This is a genomic window from Planktothricoides raciborskii GIHE-MW2, from assembly GCF_040564635.1.
In the GTDB taxonomy this organism is placed as follows: Bacteria; Cyanobacteriota; Cyanobacteriia; order Cyanobacteriales; family Laspinemataceae; genus Planktothricoides; species Planktothricoides raciborskii.
Window position 1 is genome coordinate 6,391,737 of sequence record NZ_CP159837.1, and the last position, 22,036, is coordinate 6,413,772.

General features: G+C 43.1%; 17 protein-coding genes. 10 read left to right on the top strand and 7 right to left on the bottom strand.

Translation table 11 applies throughout. The features are described from left to right. Positions 1 to 3: 3 nt before the first annotated feature. The 4 genes from crtA to ABWT76_RS27305 all read right to left on the bottom strand — a co-directional run bounded on the left by crtA (position 4) and on the right by ABWT76_RS27305 (position 2,776). Positions 4 to 843, bottom strand: coding sequence for a cyanoexosortase A (gene crtA / locus ABWT76_RS27290; protein ID WP_082348878.1), 840 nt, complete (start codon positions 841 to 843; stop codon positions 4 to 6). A 237-nt stretch (positions 844 to 1,080) separates the two neighbouring features. Then, positions 1,081 to 1,824 (bottom strand): PEP-CTERM sorting domain-containing protein, encoded by a 744-nt coding sequence (locus tag ABWT76_RS27295; protein WP_156331765.1) that lies wholly within the window; start codon positions 1,822 to 1,824, stop codon positions 1,081 to 1,083. Between the two features lie 341 nt (positions 1,825 to 2,165). Continuing rightward, entirely contained in the window at positions 2,166 to 2,303 is a 138-nt protein-coding gene (locus ABWT76_RS27300; protein WP_156331766.1) for a hypothetical protein, read from the bottom strand. A 245-nt stretch (positions 2,304 to 2,548) separates the two neighbouring features. After that, positions 2,549 to 2,776: a hypothetical protein gene (locus ABWT76_RS27305; protein ID WP_156331768.1), complete on the bottom strand. Its 228-nt coding sequence runs from the start codon at positions 2,774 to 2,776 to the stop codon at positions 2,549 to 2,551. A 327-nt stretch (positions 2,777 to 3,103) separates the two neighbouring features. Between ABWT76_RS27305 and ABWT76_RS27310 the strand changes: the two genes are divergently transcribed. From ABWT76_RS27310 to ABWT76_RS27320, 3 genes are all read left to right on the top strand, one after another. After that, positions 3,104 to 4,276, top strand: coding sequence for a pyridoxal phosphate-dependent aminotransferase (locus ABWT76_RS27310; protein ID WP_054466674.1), 1,173 nt, complete (start codon positions 3,104 to 3,106; stop codon positions 4,274 to 4,276). A 377-nt stretch (positions 4,277 to 4,653) separates the two neighbouring features. Further along, a complete protein-coding gene (locus ABWT76_RS27315) occupies positions 4,654 to 6,030 on the top strand; it encodes a class I SAM-dependent methyltransferase (RefSeq protein WP_354635251.1) in 1,377 nt (458 codons plus the stop codon). Positions 6,031 to 6,252: 222 nt separating this feature from the next. After that, positions 6,253 to 7,761: a UbiD family decarboxylase gene (locus tag ABWT76_RS27320; protein WP_054466676.1), complete on the top strand. Its 1,509-nt coding sequence runs from the start codon at positions 6,253 to 6,255 to the stop codon at positions 7,759 to 7,761. A 344-nt stretch (positions 7,762 to 8,105) separates the two neighbouring features. Here ABWT76_RS27320 and ABWT76_RS27325 read toward each other — a convergent pair whose 3' ends face one another. The 3 genes from ABWT76_RS27325 to pflB form a co-directional block, all read right to left on the bottom strand. Then, a complete protein-coding gene (locus ABWT76_RS27325; protein ID WP_054466677.1) occupies positions 8,106 to 8,345 on the bottom strand; it encodes a hypothetical protein in 240 nt (79 codons plus the stop codon). Positions 8,346 to 8,763: 418 nt separating this feature from the next. Beyond that, complete coding sequence (gene pflA, locus ABWT76_RS27330) at positions 8,764 to 9,495, bottom strand: pyruvate formate-lyase-activating protein (RefSeq protein ID WP_354635252.1); 732 nt, start codon at positions 9,493 to 9,495, stop codon at positions 8,764 to 8,766. A 197-nt stretch (positions 9,496 to 9,692) separates the two neighbouring features. After that, entirely contained in the window at positions 9,693 to 11,975 is a 2,283-nt protein-coding gene (gene pflB, locus ABWT76_RS27335) for a formate C-acetyltransferase (RefSeq protein ID WP_354635253.1), read from the bottom strand. A gap of 282 nt (positions 11,976 to 12,257) precedes the next feature. On the opposite strand from pflB, the gene ABWT76_RS27340 reads away from it, so the two are divergent. From ABWT76_RS27340 to ABWT76_RS27370, 7 genes are all read left to right on the top strand, one after another. Next, positions 12,258 to 12,443 carry a hypothetical protein gene (locus ABWT76_RS27340; protein WP_190879444.1) on the top strand — a complete coding sequence of 62 codons (186 nt, stop codon included), beginning with the start codon at positions 12,258 to 12,260 and terminating at the stop codon, positions 12,441 to 12,443. Positions 12,444 to 12,494: 51 nt separating this feature from the next. Then, positions 12,495 to 14,231, top strand: coding sequence for an NACHT domain-containing NTPase (locus ABWT76_RS27345; protein ID WP_190879446.1), 1,737 nt, complete (start codon positions 12,495 to 12,497; stop codon positions 14,229 to 14,231). 118 nt (positions 14,232 to 14,349) lie between these two features. Continuing rightward, positions 14,350 to 15,384 (top strand): tRNA dihydrouridine synthase DusB, encoded by a 1,035-nt coding sequence (dusB, locus tag ABWT76_RS27350; protein WP_190879448.1) that lies wholly within the window; start codon positions 14,350 to 14,352, stop codon positions 15,382 to 15,384. Between the two features lie 232 nt (positions 15,385 to 15,616). Continuing rightward, a complete protein-coding gene (locus ABWT76_RS27355; protein WP_054466682.1) occupies positions 15,617 to 15,808 on the top strand; it encodes a hypothetical protein in 192 nt (63 codons plus the stop codon). 272 nt (positions 15,809 to 16,080) lie between these two features. Continuing rightward, positions 16,081 to 18,459: a CHAT domain-containing protein gene (locus ABWT76_RS27360; protein WP_190879450.1), complete on the top strand. Its 2,379-nt coding sequence runs from the start codon at positions 16,081 to 16,083 to the stop codon at positions 18,457 to 18,459. Positions 18,460 to 18,860: 401 nt separating this feature from the next. After that, entirely contained in the window at positions 18,861 to 21,101 is a 2,241-nt protein-coding gene (locus ABWT76_RS27365; RefSeq protein WP_190879454.1) for a CHASE2 domain-containing protein, read from the top strand. A gap of 738 nt (positions 21,102 to 21,839) precedes the next feature. Then, positions 21,840 to 21,971, top strand: coding sequence for a hypothetical protein (locus ABWT76_RS27370; RefSeq protein ID WP_255353197.1), 132 nt, complete (start codon positions 21,840 to 21,842; stop codon positions 21,969 to 21,971). Positions 21,972 to 22,036 lie beyond the last annotated feature (65 nt).

The window sequence follows — 22,036 nt, forward strand, 5'->3', positions numbered from 1 at the left end:
TGATTATTCTCCCGATGGTGAATTTTTCGGTTCATCTCGCAACACCGTAAACCAGCAGAATAATCCAAAAATCGCCACCGCAATCATCGAAAAAATTAGAGAACCATCCCCATAATGCCAGTATTCAAAAGCTTTTTGACCATAAAAAGCTAACAGATAGGTCATCAGAGCAACTCGGGCGCCATTGACCACAAATGCCACCACGGTTGCACTCAGCAGCACCAAAATTTTCTGGCGTAAATTGGTGGGAAACATTAATAACACCAGCATTGCCAGTCCCAGCAATTGCAATATTGCCCCGACTCCGGTACAACCAGAAGCGACTTCTAAACTGGAGTTGGCGACAATTAGATGAACTCCTTGGCGAGTGACATTAACACCTAAATAATGAAGCATAAAATGGCTAAATCTAGCGGTGACTGGGGCAACATCAATAAACTTTAAAATTAATCCGGGGGGAATGGCAATAAAACCGACGATCAGTAGTTCTTGCCAATATTGCTTTAAGCCTTTGAAACCAGAAGCCAGCAGCCCCAGCCCTAGCCCAGAAATTAACGGTGAAAAACGCAGGAAAATGTCATAACCGGAGATGGAAAGACTTTTGAGTAGCACCAAGGCGAGGATCGAGATGCCCGCCAAGGTTGAGACTAGCTCAGTTTCCAAGTCCAGTGAGTCTTTTTTTTCCCACATCAGTATCGCACCCGCGCCCCAAAACAGCAAGCTGGTGCCGAGTACATCGACGTTGTTCGATCGCCAAGTTAAGGTGAGATGGATGGCAATTAAGCCTGTGGCGATCGCCAACAGCCAATACTTGGGACTTTCCCATAATTTAAGCGAGTCCATAAGCGAGTTCATAAAAGTGATGGTTAATTATTTTCGTCATCCAAAGATTGTATTGACTAGATGTTTCTGCTGTTTTAACTCATAAATACTGGGTTTCGCAAGGGATGAAACATTTACCTAGAGTCAGGGTTGGGGAACCATAAAAAAGCAGTTGGTCTATATAACCAACTGCGGAAAAGTATTTTATCCAATCAAATCAAAATCCCATCAATGCAGGCGCAGATTCTTTTATGGAGACTAAGCTTGTTTCCCTTGACGACGACGACGAGCGGCCAACAAACCAGCGCCTCCCAGGACTAGACCACCAATCGTCAACGGTTCGGGGGCTTCAGCGGTGACGATAAAGTCATTGTAGTCAGCATCGCCAGCATTCCAGTAGATATCCTCAAAGCCAATACTGACAGGTTTGAAACGATTGGGATCAGTTGGATGAGGCTGGAAAGGATCTGCGACGGAGTAGCCACCTGGATTAAGCAACGCTGCACCATCATTGCCATTTTTAGCTTGACTGTGGGGTGCTTCAAACACTGCGCGTTGGCCTCCCCCAATATTCAGGGCATTCATGGTGAAGACAGTTCTTGCAGTGCCAGTCCCGTCAGGATTGGCGCTGGTCAGACCGAGAGCGTAAACTTTGTTGGCCAAAAAAGTCACTGTGGTGTTGACGACTTGGACTGCACCGCCTTCGATAGTTCCCAAAAATCCGTTCTTGGAACCATTGTCAGAATTTTTTACTTCTTTGAACAAATCGGCGACCAAGGTGGTCTGGAGCTTGCCTTTGGCGTCTTTAGTCACTTCATAAACAGACACGGTAGACTTGAACCAGTTATTAGACTGGATAAAGTTAAACTTGACACCTGTGTCCTGGCCAAAGCTCATGCCATTGTTGCCAAATGAGAAGGCTTGGGCGGCACCGGCAAAACCTAGTAAAGCGGTGGCGGTAGTAGCGGCAGCGGCAGTAGCGAATAATTTAGTGTTCATCATGGCTCCCCCTTGATTGCTTTTTGTGAGTTTTTATTGAATCGAAAAATTGATTAACTAGGTAGCGGGTTGATTGGGTGAGTTTGAATTGAGTGATTAAACTGTAATCTTGTCACCCTCTCGGACTTAGCTGATTAAATTTTTAATATTTTTCAGCGTTGTGGTCAAACCCTGATTTTTTTCTCTGAAAGTTTTATCTTTACTGGATAAATCAATCCTAACAAGCGGATCATCTTGAATCATCAGTAATTTTCCCTATCTTTATATAAAGTTTCTGTGAAAGCATCAATCAATGGGTTTGTCTGAGGCAAAGACTACTAGAATAAAGATTGCTGGTGACAATCTCAAAGGTTTTGTCCTTTTGTTGCTGATACTCTTAGATTAACCGATCGCCCCATCAACATAAAGCGATCGCCGTAAGCACCTGCGGTGATTTTCGTCACCATCGCCCCCAGATGCCATCTTGATTCGCTTTCAGACATCTTTAATCGACCTAATACCGAGCTAATTCTGATGATTTATTGGTTATTTGGTTATTTGGTAAAAATATCAAACCAACAACCACACACGACTCAAACCTCTGATGTAACACAGAGGATTTCGCGGACTGGAGTCGATCGCCGCAGCGATAATCCGATTAACTTCCCAGCGGCGCCCCCAAGAATGTGAATTTCTCATGTAGTTACGGATGCCTCTCCGTGAAAATACGAGGATTGACTAAAATTGACTAAATTAGACCGCTGGGGAAAACTCTCACAAAAATCATCACAAAAATCATCACAAAAATCATCACAAAAATCATCACAAAGTTAAACTTGCCGCGATCGCCCCCGATTTTCTTTTCTTGTCCCCTGCGATCGACCGATAAGCGCGAATTTTGCCCCGTTTCCATGCCGCAGCCTTGCCCGAATATCAGGGGCGATCGATTCAAATCCCCACCCAGGGATAATGGCAAAGACTTCTGACTACAGAGGGGAAAAATTTTTCCGGTTTATTTAATGATGAATTTGTGATGCCATGAGTGGGGACGATCTATGTAGTCATGGTAGTCAAAATTTTTATCCCTTGGATGCAAATCAATCATGCTAAGGCAAATTTTAAGCTTTTCTTCATAGACAGCTTTTATGATTTTGGGCAATAGGTTTGCTAATCTCCGCTTCATAGTTTTCCTAAGTTTTTCCTAGATTTTGATGTCACCAGCATTTGACATTTGAATTCCTTGATTTAACATTGCAGTAGGATATTTATCAACTTAGAAAATTTACTTTCATATTGATTAGCCATGAAGCTGGCAGATAGAGTTGCTCAAATTACCCCATCACTCACCTTGGAGATCGCTGCCAAAGCCAAGGCGCTGAAAGCAGAAGGAATTGATGTTTGTAGTTTCAGTGCCGGAGAACCGGATTTTGATACCCCGGATCATATCAAAGCGGCAGCGGCCAAAGCATTGGAGGCCGGAAAAACTAAGTATGGCCCGGTGTCTGGGGAACCGAAGTTGCGCGAGTGCATCGCCAATAAACTGAAAACTGATAACGGTCTGGACTACAAAGCGGAAAATGTGATCGTCACCAATGGCGGAAAGCATTCGCTTTATAACTTAATGGTGGCGATCCTCAATCCTGGTGACGAAGTAATCATTCCGGCGCCATATTGGTTGAGTTATCCAGAAATGGTGCGATTAGCGGATGCGGTCCCGGTCATTCTGCCCACCACCGAGGAGAGTGGCTATAAAATTACGGCGGCACAACTGCGGGCAGCCATCACACCGAAGACTAAGTTATTGGTGTTTAACTCCCCGTCAAACCCGACCGGGATGGTTTACAGCGCGGCAGAAGTGGAAGCGATCGCGCAAGTTGTCGTGGAAAAAGATATTTTGGTCGTTTCCGACGAGATTTACGAGAAAATTCTCTACGAGGATGAGAAGCATATCAGTATTGGTTCCCTCGGTGAAGAGATATTTAAACGCACCATTATTAGTAACGGGTTTGCCAAAGCTTACTCCATGACCGGGTGGCGTTTGGGCTATTTGGCTGGGCCCTTGCCGATCGTTAAAGCCACGAGTACCATTCAAAGTCATAGCACTTCTAACGTTTGTACCTTTGCCCAATATGGCGCGATCGCGGCTTTGGAAGGGTCACAAGACTGTGTAGCGCAAATGGTAGAAGCCTTTGCCAAACGCCGACAAGTCATGTTTGATAGATTAACGGCCATTCCGGGAATCATTTGTCCCAAACCTACCGGCGCCTTTTATATGTTTCCCAATATCAGCGCCACCGGGATGAAATCGCTGGAATTCTCCAAAGCCTTATTAGACTCGGAGAAAGTTGCCGTCATTCCGGGGATCGCTTTTGGCGCCGATGATTGCATTCGTCTCTCTTATGCCACGGATCTCGCCACCATTGAAAAAGGCATGGATCGCTTAGAGAAGTTTATGCGAAATCAAGGACTTTCCTAGGCGATCGCTTATATAAGTAGGGTGGGCAAATTTTGCCCACCTTTTTTATTGGTTGATTGTTGATTGTTGGTTGTTGGGTAGGGATTCTTTGGTTGTTGGTTGGGGAACAGGGAACGGTTGTCAGGGAACGGGGAACGGTTATCAGGGAATATTGCAATAGTTCCTGTTGCAATAGTTCCTGTTCCCTGTTCCCTGTTCCCTGTTCCCTGTTCCCTGTTCCCTGTTCCCTGTTCCCTGTTCCCTGTTGGTTGTTGGGTAGGGATTCTTTGGTTGTTGGTTATTTGTTATTTGTTCTACGTCATAGAATAACGAATAAGCAATAACAGGGAAAACCCATAATGCTACAATTATTAATCGTTAATGTTTAATAATTAATCATGTCTCCAGACTTAAACCAGTTACTTTCTCACATCTTCCTGAGTATCCAACAAGGAACCTTTCAAGTAAATGGAAATTCGGCTTTAGTTCAAGCCACCCAATTACTACCAAGCACAAATCCCCAGTTAATTAATCGTGATTTAGTCTGGAAAATTTTAGACTATTTAATAGACTCACGGCCATTTTATCTAGATTACTTAAAATTTAGTGAAGTTTGCTTAAATGCTGGTTTAATTAACCCGCAGCTAATAAATAAAAAATCTAAATTAGGGGAAAAACTGGCGAATATTTATGCTCAATGTTCGGTAAATTATTGGCAGCATAATGATTTAACTACCGCAGAATCTCTAGCCCAGAGAGTGATTCAACTGCAACCAAACTTAGCCGGTGGCTATTTTAATTTAGCGCAAATCTGGGAAAAAAAAGAAAAAATATTAGAAGCAATTCAAGCTTGCCAAAAAGCAGTACAACTAAATCCAGAATTTACTGAAGCTAGTCATTTTTTAGCGAGACTTTACACCATAAATAACTATCAAAATTGGCAAAAATGCCGATATGTCGATGCGGTTCAAGTATCGCGTCAAGCATTGGAACTAAATCCTAATTCCGCAGCCATGCAGTTTAATTTAGGATTAGCACTATATTATCACGCTTTATTTGATTATCAAGGGGCAGCGTTTGACGAAGCAGCCCTGAGATTTACCAAAACTTTAGAATTTAACCCAGATGTTCTGGATGCCAAAGAACGACTGCAAACCATTCCTTATTTGCAAAAATTTGCCGCAAAAGGCTATTCTATTTCCGCAGAATGCTTTACTTGTTTGATTCCTCTGTGGACAAAGCATTTAAAGAAATATGCCGGTTTCCCCGGATTACAGATATTGGAAATTGGCTGTTTTGAAGGCATGGCGACTTGTTGGTTACTGGATGAAGTGCTGACGGATCCTGACGCCAGAATTACTTGTATTGATATTTTTGAAGGGGTGTTATATTTCCAGATTAATAATCCGGAAAAACATCGGTTAATTGAGAGAAATTTTGATGTTAATATTGCCCGCAATGGGGCAGGATATAAGGTGAATAAAATTGTGGGCTATTCCCAGGAAGTGATGCGATCGCTCCCCTTAAATTCCTTCGATATTGTCTATATTGATGGTTCCCATAAAGCCAGTGATGTCTTAGAAGATGCGGTGATTAGCTGGCGATTAGTGAAACCCGGTGGGCTGATTATTTTTGATGATTATAATTTTGTCTTTGAAGACCATCCCGAATGGAATACCGGACTGGCGATCGATGCTTTTATGAAGCTATTTGCCGACCAACTCAAAGTAATTGAAATTGACCAGCGCCAAGTTTTCTTAGAAAAAACTGGTTGATAATTGATAATTGATAATTGATAATTGATAATTTGATTTAATTGTCAATTGTCAATTATCAATTGTTAATTGTTCTCCCCCGCTCCTCCGCTCCTCTGCACCCCTGCACCCCCGCACCCCCGCTCCCCCGTTGTCTCTTGCCTTCCGGTCAGGGTAGAAATCCGGGCATCGCGGCGGATAATAGAAAGGACGCTTAATAATGCTTAATAATTTTCAAACAAAATGGCAAGAGACTTACGCGGATTCCTGAAACTCCTAGAAGAACGGGGACAATTACGTCGGATTAGTGCTTTGGTTGACCCGGATTTGGAAATTGCCGAAATTTCTAATCGGATGCTGCAAGCGGGAGGGCCGGCACTTCTATTTGAAAATGTCAAAGGTTCCGATCATCCCGTGGCGATTAATTTGATGGGCACGGAAGAACGGGTTTGCTGGGCGATGAATATGGAAAAGCCCATTGAGTTAGAAGAGTTGGGCAAAAAGCTGGCGATGTTGCAACAGCCAAAGCCACCGAAAAAGGTCGCCCAAGCGGTAGAGTTTGGTAAGGTGCTGTTTGATGTGCTCAAAGCCAAGCCAGGACGGGACTTTTTCCCCGCTTGTCAGCAGGTGACGATTCAGGGAGATGATTTGGATTTGGGCAAAATCCCCATGATTCGCCCTTATGGTGAGGATGCGGGGAAAATTATTACTCTGGGTCTGGTGATAACCAAAGATTGCGAGACGGGAACGCCGAATGTGGGGGTTTATCGGTTGCAGTTGCAATCCCGGAATACGATGACAGTGCATTGGTTGTCGGTCCGGGGAGGCGCCCGCCATTTACGCAAGGCAGCGGCAAAAGGGCAAAAGTTAGAAGTAGCGATCGCCCTCGGTATTGACCCACTGATTATTATGGCTGCTGCGACGCCCATCCCCGTGGACTTATCAGAATGGTTATTTGCCGGACTTTATGGGGGCAGCGGGGTGCAACTTGCCAAGTGCAAAACCGTGGATTTAGAAGTGCCCGCTGATAGTGAATTTGTATTAGAAGGAACTATTACCCCTGGGGAAGAATTGCCCGATGGTCCATTTGGCGATCACATGGGATATTACGGCGGAGTGGAAGATTCGCCATTGATTCGCTTCCATTGTATGACCCATCGAAAAGACCCAATTTATTTAACCACATTTAGTGGTCGTCCCCCGAAAGAAGAGGCGATGTTAGCGATCGCTCTCAATCGGATTTATACCCCAATTTTGCGGCAACAAGTCTCGGAAATTGTGGACTTTTTCCTGCCAATGGAAGCCCTAAGTTATAAAGCCGCAATTATTTCCATTGATAAAGCTTATCCGGGACAAGCGCGACGGGCTGCCCTGGCTTTTTGGAGTGCCTTGCCCCAGTTTACTTATACCAAATTTGTCATAGTCGTAGACAAAGATATTAATATTCGCGACCCCCGGCAAGTGGTTTGGGCAATTAGTTCTAAAGTTGACCCATCGCGGGATGTATTTATTCTGGAAAATACCCCCTTTGATACCTTAGATTTTGCCAGCGAAAAAATCGGCTTAGGGGGACGTATGGGCATTGATGCTACTACGAAAATTCCCCCGGAAACCGACCATGAATGGGGGAAACCTTTGGAGTCAGACCCCGATGTAGCGGCAATGGTCGATCGCCGTTGGGTCGAATATGGATTAGGTGATTTAAAGTTAACCGAAGTCAATCCCAATTTATTTGGGTATAACATTCAGTAAAATTACCAAAAAATCACTACCGCAATTGTCAAAGTTATGAAGTCCAAAAAAAACCTGTCATTCCCGCGCAGGCGGGAATCCAGAACACCTATGTACTTCATCCAATACAGCAATTGTCAGAGTTATAAAGTACAAAAAAACCCTGTCATTCCCGCGCAGGCGGGAATCCAGAAAACTTCTGTACTTCCCGAACGATAATAACCGCTATAAGCTAAAATTCCCGGTTTTTTCGACCGGGAATTTATTATATTTTATCAGGGTAGATTTATTAAGCAAAATCTTGAATTTATATCACTGCTTAATCGTTAAATAATAAGTATAATTTCTGACCTTAATCTTCAGAATTAAAATCCGTTATTTTTCCACCAGTAATCCATTACTTCCAGCAGTTTTTCCGCCGACAAATCGTTGATAATGGTCGCCGCTTCTCCGCCTTGGCAGTTGCGATCGATTAATTTAGCCACTAATGGAGCGACGGGAGAATTTTGTTCTGGATTACTTGATGTAGCGTCTAAACTATCAGAATTGCGAGAAGTATAAACGGAAAATGTAGAGACTGGGGAAATAGTTTCAGTAGCAAACATTGTTTTTGTTCCTAATCTATTAAGGGTTTTGTAATTCGTTTGGCTTTGGTTGCCTTCCTTATATTTATTAGTATCAACAGTGCTTGTTTGCGATCGCGTCTATGGTTTGTTCAACTTATGTATAACTTTAGGGAATATTTGTGCGACTTCTAGGAAACGGCCAAAATAGGGACGGGGGTGCAGGGGAGCAGGGGAGCCCGCCGTCGGCGGGGGAGATGAGGAGCAGAGGAGATGAGCAGCAGAGGAGATGAGGAGCAGAGGAGATGAGGAGCAGAGGAGATGAGGAGATGAGGAGCAGAGGAGATGAGGAGAAAAATTCTGATGGCGGGCACCCCCGCAGATGGTGGGCACCCCTGCACCCCCGCAGATGGTGGGCACCCCCGCACCCCCGCAGATGGTGGGCACCCCCGCTCCTCTGCTATTGAACGGTGAGATGATATTTCTGGAAAATCGCGATCGCATTTTTCACTTCTGCCGGACTGGGCGGTTGCGTGTCGTGCAAACGGTAATCATAGCCCAGAGTTTCCCACTTATACTCGCCCATTTTATGAAACGGTAAAACTTCCACTTTTTCCACATTATCTAAGTGGGAAACAAACTCTGCTAATCCCTGAATATTATCCTCGCGATCGGATAGATTTGGCACCAACACAAAGCGAATCCAAGTAGGTTTATGAATTTGTTGTAAATATTTAGCTAACGTCAAAGTTGGCTGAATGTCAACATGGGTAATTTTAAAATAAGTAACGGGGTCGTAAGATTTAATATCCAATAAGACTAAATCCACATACTCTAAGACAGGTTTAGCCACTTCTAAATCCACAAACCCAGATGTATCCAGGGCGGTATGGATACCTAATGCTTTAGCCCGTTTAAAGATTTCGGTGATAAATTCTGGTTGCATCAAAGGTTCACCCCCAGAAATCGTCAGACCTCCACCGGAAAACTGCATATAAGTCCGATATTTTTGCACCTCCGCAATCAGATCGTCAACGGAGATTTCTTGACCATCTTGCAGATTACGACAATCGGGGTTATGACAATATAAACACCGCAGGGGACAGCCTTGGGTAAAAATAATAAATCGGATGCCGGGACCATCAACGGTGCCACAACTTTCTAGGGAGTGAATTTTACCTGTAATTGGCATAATTTTTTGAATATTTTTTGAATATTTTTTGAATATTTATGACTCGTAGGGACACGGCATTGCCGTGTCCCCGGATAACAAATATAGAATATCGCGATTGATTTGGTGCGTTACGGCGGTCAGAAACCGATGATTCTGGTTGGTTTATCATGGGGTTTTGACCGCCTAACACACCCTACGGGGCTTGGCGCATTTTATTAGAAGCGATCGTGGAAAGTCCGCGTAATCACATCCATTTGTTGTTCGCGGGTTAACTTAATAAAGTTCACCGCATAACCGGAAACCCGAATCGTTAACTGGGGATATTTTTCTGGGTGTTCCATCGCATCTTTGAGGGTTTCACGATTGAGGACATTCACATTAATTTGATGTCCGGTTTCGTGGAAATAACCATCTAATAATCCGACTAAATTATTGATGCGAGATTCTTCAGTTTTACCGAGGGCTTCTGGGACAATGGTAAAGGTGTAAGAAATCCCATCCTGGGCATCATCATAAGGCAGTTTGGCGACGGAACTCATAGAGGCGATCGCGCCTTTGGTATCCCGTCCGTGCATGGGATTAGCACCTGGGGCAAAAGGTTCGCCCGCTTTGCGTCCGTCGGGGGTATTTCCTGTGGCTTTCCCATACACCACATTAGAAGTAATGGTCAGAACTGATTGAGTGGGAATTGCATCACGATAAGTCTTATGTTTGCGGAGGTTATTCATCACTTGCCGGACTAAATTCACCGCAATTTCATCGGCGCGCTCGTCATTATTGCCAAACTTAGGATAATCCCCTTCAATTTGGTAATCTACGGCCAAACCGCTGTCATTGCGAATCACTTTCACCTTGGCATATTTAATCGCCGATAAAGCATCAGCCACCACCGATAAACCGGCAATCCCACAAGCCATTGTCCGCTGAACATTTAAGTCATGTAACGCCATTTCCAAGCGTTCATAACAATATTTATCGTGCATATAATGGATTACATTCAGGGTGTTGACGTAGGTTTTGGCTAACCATGCCATCATCACGTCAAATTTAGCCACGACCTCATCATAATCTAGATAATCCGCAGTAATGGGATCGACTTTAAGCCCGATTTGCTGGCCGGATTTTTCATCTTTGCCACCATTAATTGCATACAGCAGGGCTTTGGCTAAATTCACCCGCGCCCCAAAGAACTGCATTTTTTTGCCAATTTCCATCGCCGAAACACAGCAAGCAATTCCGTAATCATCGCCGAATTCAGAACGCATTAAATCATCATTTTCATACTGAATGGAACTGGTGGTCACGGACATTTTGGCGCAGAAATTTTTGAATTTCTTGGGTAGAAATTCTGACCATAAAACCGTTAAATTCGGTTCGGGTGCGGCGCCTAAGTTATCTAAAGTATGCAAGAAACGATAACTAGATTTGGTGACTAAAGGACGGCCATCTTCTCCCATACCGCCGATCGCTTCTGTGACCCAAACCGGATCTCCAGAAAATAGCTGATTATATTCAGGCGATCGCAGGAACCGCACCATCCGCAATTTAATCACGAAGTCATCAATAATTTCTTGGGCTTCCGCTTCGGTTAAAATGCCATTTTGCAAATCCCGTTCAAAATAAATATCCAGGAAATTAGAAACCCGTCCCAAAGACATGGCAGCACCATTTTGTTCTTTGACGGCACCGAGATAACCAAAATAAGTCCATTGCACTGCTTCTTTGGCATTAGCCGCTGGAACACTAATATCAAACCCATAAGCGGCGGCCATTTGTTTCAGTTCGACCAGGGCTTTAATTTGTTCGTTGACCTCTTCCCGCAGTCGAATTACTGACTCATCAATCACATCCACTTCTAGGGCAGAAAGTTGCTGTTTTTTATCCAGAGTTAAGCGATCGATGCCATATAAAGCGACCCGACGATAATCCCCAATAATCCGACCCCGACCATAGGCATCCGGCAACCCGGTAATAATCCCCGCATGACGGGCTAAACGCATTTCACTGGTATAAGCATCAAACACCCCATCATTATGAGTTTTGCGGTATTTGGTGAAGAGTTCTTCGGTTTCTGGATCGAGTTGATAATTATAAGCTGCGAGAGAGGCTTTGACCACCCGAATTCCCCCCAGGGGCATAATCGCACGTTTGAGAGGTTTTTCGGTTTGTAAACCGACAATAATTTCTTGGTTTTGGTTAATATATCCGGGGGCATGAGCGGTAATACTTGATGGGACTTTGGTATCCACATCTAGCACTCCTTTCTCCCGTTCCAGCTTCATTAATTCTGAGACTTCTTGCCAAAGAGATTTGGTGCGTTCTGTGGCCGGTTTGAGAAATGATTCATCTCCTAAATAAGGAGTATAGTTTTGTTGGATAAAATCTCTGATATTAACTTCTTGCGTCCATTGTCCGCCGGTAAAGCCTTCCCATTGCTGACAAATTTGACCCAGATTTTGAAGGGTTAGTTGGGTGGGACGTTCCCGATGCATAATCATAAATTTTTTTACCTGCTGTGACACAACTTGGCTAAGTAAAATACTTTGGATATCGCTTAACCAACACTCAGGTTCCTTTTATTTATGACTATATCAGGTTATCTTTGTCGATCGCGGTTGTTTTATGTTCATTTTATGTTCAACTTATGTATAACTTCGGGCTAGGGGCAATGAGTTGCTTACGGGCTGCCCCTTTTGGCCTCCTAATGCTAAAACTTAGCAAATTATTTACGTTAATGTTAGGTGACATTAATATTAGGCAATATAATCTTTTTTTAAGAAATGTTGGGACTCATGGCGAATATGCGATCGCGATCGCCTGAAATCGCGATCGCCGTCACAGAAAATTGTGGTATGCGATCGCAGTTATTTTTTGTCCATATCACCGAGTCAGGGCGATCGCACTCAACAAAAAATCAGACAGTGATCGCTAATTTGCAACTTCTCGATCACGGCTGTTTAATCTAGCGGCATATACAGTAGTGATTAGGTATAAATACTGCAAAGCCGGGAACAAAAATGACTAAACGATCGCTCAAAGCCTCTCCATCTGGGATAGAACAAGCCAAAAAAGCCTTTGAACGCAAAGGATGGACCCAAGAATATCTAGCCGCTGAAGTCGGACTCCAGACTCGTCAGTCAATCTGGAAGTTTTTCTCTGGTCGTCCCATTGAACGACATATTTTTATCGATATTTGTCAAAGTTTAGATTTAGATTGGGCTGAAATTGCCGGTTTAACTGGGGAAAGTTTAGCCGAAACCGAGTCAAATCCTCAAGCTGCCTTGAATACAGGGGATATTCCTTCCCTGGTGACAGCAGTGAGAGAAGCTTTAACGGAGTCAATTTTAAAGATCAATAGCACCATTAACTTATTAGAAACAGGGCATCCGGTTCCCTTAGAAGATATCTATATTGAACAAAAAATTTATCCCATAGTCAGAGGTCAAACTTGGCTAGATATTACGGAATTAAACGAAAGTAGTTTTCCCAGTAAATCCGCTCAGGTAAATCCCTTAGACCGATTAGATTATTCTTTGAGTAATTCTTTGAAACCGCAGATGAACTCGCAGACAATTCCTGCCATGTCAGCGGTAGAAAGTTGTCAGAAACTTTTAATTTTAGGCAAACCGGGCAGTGGCAAAACCACTTTGTTAAAATATATATCTCTCTGTGCCATTCGCCAACAATTGCCATCGTCAAAGATTCCTTTATTTATCTCCATCCGCCGCTGGATTCAAAGAGTCAAGCATATCGAAGAGTTAAAAAAAGACGAGTTAAGTTTTCTGGCGTATCTCCGCTATAAATATGGGGCGTTAGGCATTAATCCCGACCACCTAGAAATTTTGCTCAAACAAGGCCAAATTTTAATTTTACTGGATGGCTTAGATCAGGTGAATCAAGAAAGGCGATCGCAAGTAATCAAAGCAATTACCAGTTTTGCCGAAACTTACGATCGCAATCAATTTATTATTACCTGTCGCTTAGGAGCATTACATTACCATATCCCTGGGTTTGACACTAAAGAATTAGCGGATTTTAGCGAGGCAGATATTCAACTTTTTGCCCAGAAATGGTTTGTGCTGGCGGCGGACAATCATGCCGCAGTTGGCTTAGAAAAATCCCGGCAATTTCTGGAAAAGCTGGCTTTACCAGAAAACCAATCCTTGCGGGGACTAGGGATGACTCCTATTTTACTAAAGTTATTGGCGATCGTATTTAATAGTCAAAATAATTTTTCTGAGAAGATCAAGCATAAAATTTATGAAGCAGCATTAGATATTTTTTTGTTTGAGAATTATGAATCCGCTTTGATTCAACGAGATGAGCCAGAAATAAATTGGTCACGCAACCAAAAAATTAAGTTATTGAGCCAAATCGCGTTTTATACTTTTGAATCAGGTAAGTATTTTTTCGAGAAACGGGAATTAATTTCTTATATTTACGATCAGTTATCAGCAATAAAATCCGGTGAAACCGACGCGGAATCACTCCGAGAAGAAAGTGAGGTAGTCCTGAATTTAATAGAAATGCATCATGGATTATTAGTAGAACGCGCGAGAGGAATTTACTCCTTTTCTCCCTTGACGTTTCACGAATATTTTGCTGCCCGGTATTTGGCCAATATTTCTGATTCAATTATCTTCCAGAATACCTTGACTCGGTTGAGTGCTTATGGGGACGATTACCCCTGGAGAGAAGTTTTGGGATTGCTGAAGGAAATGGGTACTAATGTCAAAAATATCCAGGAGCAATAAATTCATCGCCTATCGATCGCCGGCTGAAGTAGGGTGACAATCAATCAAATTCATTCGCGGATAATGAATATAGGATGATATAATGATTAATCCTATCTGGTAAATTCACTGATTCACAATGCTGACAGACCTGCCGATCGCCCATCTAAACCCTACCCTAGATCCTCACCTCAAACATAAATTATCGACGCCTTTAAAAATTGGCGCTTTTACACTTCAAAGTCGAGTCTTCCAATCGCCTTTATCTGGGGTGACAGATTTGGTATTTCGACGTTTAGTTCGCCGCTATGCCCCAAATTCTATGATGTACACAGAAATGGTGCAAGCAAGTCAATTACAGCATCTCCGAGAATTACCAAAAATAATGGAAGTTGACCCCCAGGAAACTCCCATTAGTATTCAACTGTTTGATTGTCGCCCTGATTTCCTGGCAAAAGCGGCGGAAATTGCTGTAGAACAGGGGGCAGATACCATTGATATTAATATGGGCTGTCCGGTGAATAAAATTACCAAAAAAGGGGGCGGTTCTAAGTTATTACGGGAACCAGAAACCGCTGAGGCAATTGTCCGAGAAACAATCAAAGCGGTTGATGTACCCGTGACGGTAAAAACCCGGATTGGTTGGGATGATAATGAAATTAATATATTAGAATTTGCCCAAAGAATGCAAGATGCGGGAGCGCAAATGATTACTATTCATGGTCGCACCCGATCGCAGGGTTATACGGGTCATGCACGATGGGATTGGATTGCTAAAGTTAAAGAAATTCTTTCGATTCCCGTGATTGCCAATGGGGATATTTTTTCTGTGGAATCAGCGATTCGTTGTTTGCAGGAAACTGGGGCCGATGGGGTGATGTGTTCCCGTGGAACTTTGGGCTATCCGTTTTTAGTGGGTGAGATTGATTATTTTTTGAAAACAGGAAAACAAAAGCCACCAGCCACTACCATAGAAAGGTTAGAATGTGCTAAGGAACATTTACTTTTATTGTGGGAGTATAAGGGCGATCGCGGGGTGCAGCAAGCCCGAAAACACATGACCTGGTATGCCAAAGGCTTTGTAGGGGCGAATGAATTACGAGATCAATTATCTCGCATGGCTAATGTTGCCCAGGGCTGTCAGTTACTTGAAGAGGCGATCGCCCGGTTATAATTTTGTCATCATCCCAGTAGATCGATTTTTAGTCGATCTATTAAGTTTCCGGGCAGAAATAAATGCATCACAGACCCCATGAAAAGAAAAACTGTCATTCCCGCGTTAGGCGAAGCCCATGCCCAAAGGGCTATAGGCGGGAATCCAAAGCCTATCGGCGGGGAACGAAAAGTGCAATTAATTAATTATGTTCACCTACTTATTAAACATTATGGATTTAAGGAAGAAAATCATGTCCCAAGAACCTGTATTTAAAGTCACCAATAAAATGTTTGAAATGCTCTCAGATTTGCAGGAACAAATTGATAATGGCACCATTGAGGATCCCGTGGCCAAAGCGGATGACTCACCCCAGTCAAATCCCCCGGAAAATCCAACAGAAAACCGAGAATATTCTGAGAATAATCCGCCAAGCGCTAATTAATGGCGCTAATTTAGATTGCTAATTTAGACAAAATTAGAAAATTACTAGCAATTAGTTATAGCGGTTTTTACTGGATTACAGAGGTTTTCTGGATTCCCGCCTGCGCGGGAATGACAGGCTTTTTGTACTTCATAACTCCGCTGCTATATCATGTTTATTTGCTAACAAACATATTCAGATTTTTGCCAAACAAGCGTCAAACTCATCTATTAAAAAAAAACATGAATAAGCAAAAAATATTGACTTTCATCTGCTTATTTTTAAGTTGTTTTATGACAACTCAGGTGTTAGCTAAAACCCCATCGTTTCTGCTAACACCAATATCTCCAAATCCTAGTGCTTTAACGCCAAACCGCAATGATCGCCAGGTTTTATTGGCGGAAAATTCGGATTTAATTCGCGCTCAAACCTTAAACCAGCAAGGATTACAAGAATTAACCGCTGGTAATATGGAGGCAGCTTTAGCTACTTGGCAAGCAGCAGAAATGGCTTATGAAAAAGCGGGCGATCGCCTGGGAGTTATTGGCAGTCAAATTAATCAAGCCCAAGCCATGCAAAGATTAGGTTTGTATCTGCGATCGCGGCGAACTTTAACCGCAGTGGTGCAAGCCTTGGCAAGCGAACCGGACTCTTTAATCAAAGCCGCGACTTTGCGATCGCTGGGTAAAACCTTACAACAAATTGGTGACATTGACCAGTCTCGTCAAATGTTACTAGAAAGCCTAGAAATTACGCGCAAATTAGGCAAACCTGAAGAAATTAGCGACAATTTAATTGCATTAGGAAATACCGCCCGCAATCAAGCAGACTCTGACGCCGCTTATGCTTATTATCAAGAAGCTGCCGCCGTAGCCCAATGCCCTGCGGAAAATCAATCTTGCCCTAGTCAAATTAATAGACTAAAAGCTAAAATAAATCAACTAAGTTTATTGATTTTTGAGCGAAAATGGGCGGATGCGGTTTCTTTGGTGCCGGAAATTGCGTCAGAACTTGCTCCCATTCAACCGAGTCATGCTGGGGTTTATGCTCGAATTAATTTTGCCGATAACTTAATTCATTTAAACTCTGAAAATACCGCTAAAAATCAAAATAATTATATCAATCATAATTATCTAAATCAAGCGGCGGAACAGTTAGCCAAAGCCATTCAAGAAGCAAAAAGTATCAATGACCAACGGGCAGAATCTTATGCCCTGGGAAAATTAGGCTATCTTTATACCCAAACTGAACAATTTTCAGCCGCCACTCAGGTGACAGAACAAGCATTACTAATTGCTCAATCAATTAATGCTGCGGATATTGCCTATCAATGGCAATGGCAATTAGGCAGATTGTTAAAAAATAGCGGCCAAAAAACCGGCGCGATCGCCGTTTATACCGAAGCGGTGAATAGCCTTCAGTCGTTGCGGAATGATATCGTCGCGATCAACTCTGACGTGCAATTTTCTTTCCGAGAAAGTGTGGAACCTGTCTATCGAGAATTAGTCAGTGAATTGCTCACCAATGAACCAAGTCAAAGCGACCTGAAAACCGCCTTAGATGTAATGGAATTACTGCAATTAGCGGAATTGGATAACTTTTTTCAGGATGCCTGTTTAGATACCAAACCCGTAAAAATCGATCAAATCGACCCCAGCGCTGCCGTAATTTATCCAATTATTTTAAGCGATCGCTTAGAGGTGATTCTTTCCTTACCGGGAAAACCTTTAATTCACTACAGTAGTGCGGTTTCTCAAACAGAAGTAGAATCCATCCTGGCAGAATTTAGAATCTCATTAAGTCCGGTGGTGCCGCGAAAACAACGCTTGGAACTCTCGGAACAAGTTTATGATTGGCTAATTCGCCCTGTCGAAACCGAACTCGCTGCCAGTGGGGTGAAAACCTTAGTATTTGTGCCGGATGGAGCATTTCGGAATGTGCCCATGTCCACCTTATACAATGGTCAGCAATATTTAATCGAGAAATATGCGATCGCGCTCACTCCTGGGTTACAACTTCTAGAACCGAGATCCTTGGGAGAAACCAACCTCCAAGCCTTAACCGCTGGCTTAAGCGAATCTCGGCAAGGATTTTCCCCCCTGCCTGCGGTAGAGTTTGAACTCAATCAAATTCAATCCCAACTGCCGACTCAAATGCTGCTCAATCAAAACTTTACCCGCAGCAGCATTCAAGCACAACTGGATCGAGGAAATTTCCCGGTAGTTCACTTAGCCACTCACGGACAGTTTAGTTCCAAAGCCGAAGACACCTTTATTCTCACTTGGGATGGACAAATTAACGTCAAAGATCTCAGTGAATTTCTTTCATCCAACCAAAGTGGTGGCAAAAATCGCTCATCCAAACAGCGCACCCCGATTGAACTATTAGTCTTTAGTGCCTGCGAAACCGCCGCTGGAGATGACCGCGCTGCCTTGGGACTAGCGGGAATGGCCGTGCGTTCCGGCGCTCGCAGCACGATCGCCACACTTTGGGCCGTCAAAGATGAAGCCACCGCTCTATTTATGGTAGAGTTCTACCGCATACTCAGCAGTAAGCCGGAGATTACCAAAGCTGAAGCACTGCATCAGACTCAACTCACCTTACTGCAAAATCGCCAATATCAACATCCTTTTTATTGGGCTCCATTTGTCCTGGTCGGGAATTGGTTGTAGTAGGGGGTTTCGGGGTGTGGGGTGCAGGGGTGCAGGGTGTAGGGTGTGGGGGTTTGAAAGGGTGTGGGGCCGCCATCGGCCGCCATCGGTGTGGGGGGAAGAGAGAAAAGAGAATAGAGAAAAGAGAATAGAGAATTTTCCTATGCATCCTATGCATCCTATGCATCCTATGCATCCTATGCATCCTCTTCCCCTACACCCTACACCCTACACCCTACACCCTACACCCTCTCAAACCCCTACACCCTCTCAAACCCCTACACCCTACACCCTACACCCTACACCCTAAAAAGCACCCCCGCTTCCCTGCGGCTTATACAGGAAAACTCATAGTGGATAGTTAAGATTAGATAACTAACAGCCGATTCCCGTTCATGATCGCAAATGCGAATCGCAAATCTATGTGGGCCAAGCTAAAACAGCGAATTTGGGAATGGCGTGGGGTTTGGATCGCAGCCCCGTGCCTGACAATTTTATTATTGGGATTGCGTTGGACTGGTGGACTGCAAATGCTCGAATGGGCATTACTTGATCGATATTTTCGCTTACGTCCACCGGAAAGTCCAGACGATCGCATTGTATTGGTCACGATTAATGAATCGGATTTACGCAATGTGGGACAATGGCCTGTCCCCGATCGCGTGCTGGCTGAATTATTGGCCAAAATTAAAGTCCAGCAACCTCGTGCCATTGGTTTGGATATTTATCGAGATTTACCCGTAGAACCTGGCCATCAAGAATTAGTGGAAATCTACAAATCTACACCGAATTTAATTGGGATTAAGAAAGTTGTCGGAGACGAAAACGCTTTTGGGGTGAATCCCCCGCCGGAATTAGCGGAATTAGAGCAAGTGAGTGCCAATGATTTTGTGGAAGATGCCGATGGAAAAATCCGACGCGCCTTTTTTTATCTGAGCGATCGCCAAGGCAATCCTACTTATAGTTTAGGATTTACTCTAGCTTGGTTATATTTGGAAGCGGCGGGAATTCCGGTCAGCTTAACCGATGAAAGCTGGATTAAATTTGGTGATGTGGTTTTTCCTCCTTTTGAAAGCAATGATGGGGGTTATATTCGAGCAGATGCATCCGGTTATCAAATCTTATTAAACTTTCGCGGACCTTCTTGTTTACGAAACAAAAATCACTGCCCGTATCAATTCGTGTCGATGACTGATGTGCTAGAAAATAAAGTTGCCGATGACCTGATGCGCGATCGCATTGTGTTAATTGGTTCCACCGCCGAAAGCCTGAATGATTTCTTTTTTACTCCTTATAGTAGTGGCATGATTAGCACTCCTGAACCGACTGCCGGAGTAGAAATTCATGCCAATGTTGCCAGCCAAATTTTGGAGACGGTACTGAGCGATCGCCCCTTAGTCAAAACTTGGCCAGAACCCCTGGAATGGGTTTGGATTTTTGCTTGGTCAGCTTTAGGTTCAACCCTAACTTGGAAATGGCGATATTCTAGCGGCACCAATCACATATCTTGGCTGAGTTCAGGCAGTTTATTGCTGAGTATTTGTACTTTGTTTGGAGTTACTTATTTTAGCTTTTTAAACGGCTGGTGGATTCCCGTTGTTCTGCCCTTATTGGGTTTATTAGGATCGGCGATCGCCATTCAAGGATATATTGCCCGAACCGCCGGACAAATTAGAAAAACCTTTGGGCGTTATTTAAATGATGCCGTAATTGCCAACTTACTAGAAAGTCCTCAAGGATTCAAATTAGGCGGCGAAAACCGGACTGTCACCTTACTGTTATCTGACTTGCGGGGATTTACCGCTTTAGCTAAACCTTTGCCTCCGGAAAAAGTCGTCAATTTATTGAATATTTATTTAGAGCGAATGTGCCAAATCATTGAACAATATAATGGCACGATTGATAAATTTATGGGCGATGCAATTTTAGTCATTTTTGGCGCCCCAACTAGCCGTGAAGACGACCCCGAACGAGCCGTTGCTTGTGCGATCGCCATGCAAATTGCCATGAAAGAAATCAATCAAAAACTGAGCCAATTAAATTTACCTGTGATTGAAATGGGAATTGGCATTCATACCGGGGAAGTGATCGTCGGCAATATTGGCTCTCAGAAACACGCCGAATATACCGCGATCGGCAGTGAAGTCAACCTCGTCTCTCGGATCGAGTCCTACACAATTGGCGGACAAATACTAATCTCAGACTCTACTATGCAAAGCATCAAAAATCCCCTCAGAATTGATGACAAAAAAATCGTCAATCCTAAAGGATTTAATCAAGAAATTACGATTTATGAAGTCGGCGGCATTGGCGGTCGATATATGCAGTTCATGCCCAAAATGGAAGCCGAACTATTTCCGGTTAGACCCGAAATTGCTTTAACTTATAGCTTGATCGATGGCAAACATATCAATTCCACTCAATATCGAGCAACTTTAGTCAAATTATCCAAAGAAATAGCGGAAATAAAAGCGGAAAGGTTGATTGAACCATTAAGCAATCTAAAAATTAACTTGGACATAGAACTGACTAACGACGAAGAACCTGGTGATATTTATGCCAAAGTTTTAAAGAAATGTTCCACATACGATTATTTTTTCTTAATTCGCTTTACCTCCATGCCATCGGAAATTGCCGTCCAGCTTGCTAAATATTGTAAATAATTGCCAGCATTTCCAGCATCTCCGACCTATATAGCTATCCGTGCAGGATTTGTGAATGAGATTCCCCTCTCCCATGACCCAGGTTGGGGGGCGAGGGCAAATTTTCGACCTTGTTTTAGGATTGCTATAGTTATTTCACTTGTGCGATTCGTTCCCTTGTATGCAGCCACCTGTAAAGTTAGGTATTAGACATATCCAAAAATTAAAGTATATGCTATAATAAGATTCAATTTTTTTGTCCTGCTATGAGCGTAATTATAAAATATATTGAATAACACCCCGAATTAACACCGATGCTTATAGGAATAAATTATAAGCATTTACAATAATTGTCGAGAGAAGCTTCCATTGTACACCTCCAAAAAAAAGCGGATGCCGATCTGTTAAAAACCACCAGTAATGTCAAAGGGGCGGGTCGGAAAATTACTTACATTACCTGTTCAAGAACAAATTATTCTAACTTTGGTGTATCTTTACCAATATTTTTCCTGTATCTGGGGGTTCAAAATGATTTACTTGTTGTTTTAACATTTGACTGTTAATTGGCTTTTTTAACCATGTCAAGTCGAAAATAAAATTTGCTCTAGATTTTTTCGATGATCACAAATGCTAAAATTGATAATTTTCTCAATAAAAATCGAGGCAAATCCAATGAAATACTGCGAAATATTTCTTGATAATTCAATTTTATCCGTGGCAATTATCCATTAGTTATCCAGAAACAAACAAGGAGTAAAAATGTTACAATTTATTGGCAATCAACCAGTCAGCAACAACACCAAAACTTACAGCAATAGCGCTCATGCCACCATTGCTGTGTCTGTGACGGTTGTCGATGCGATCGCGGCACGTAAGACAGAAAGCGATTAATCATTATCAATCGTTCTGTTAATACTTTGTATGTGGCAACAGGTAAGGTGGCCAGCAAACCAGCT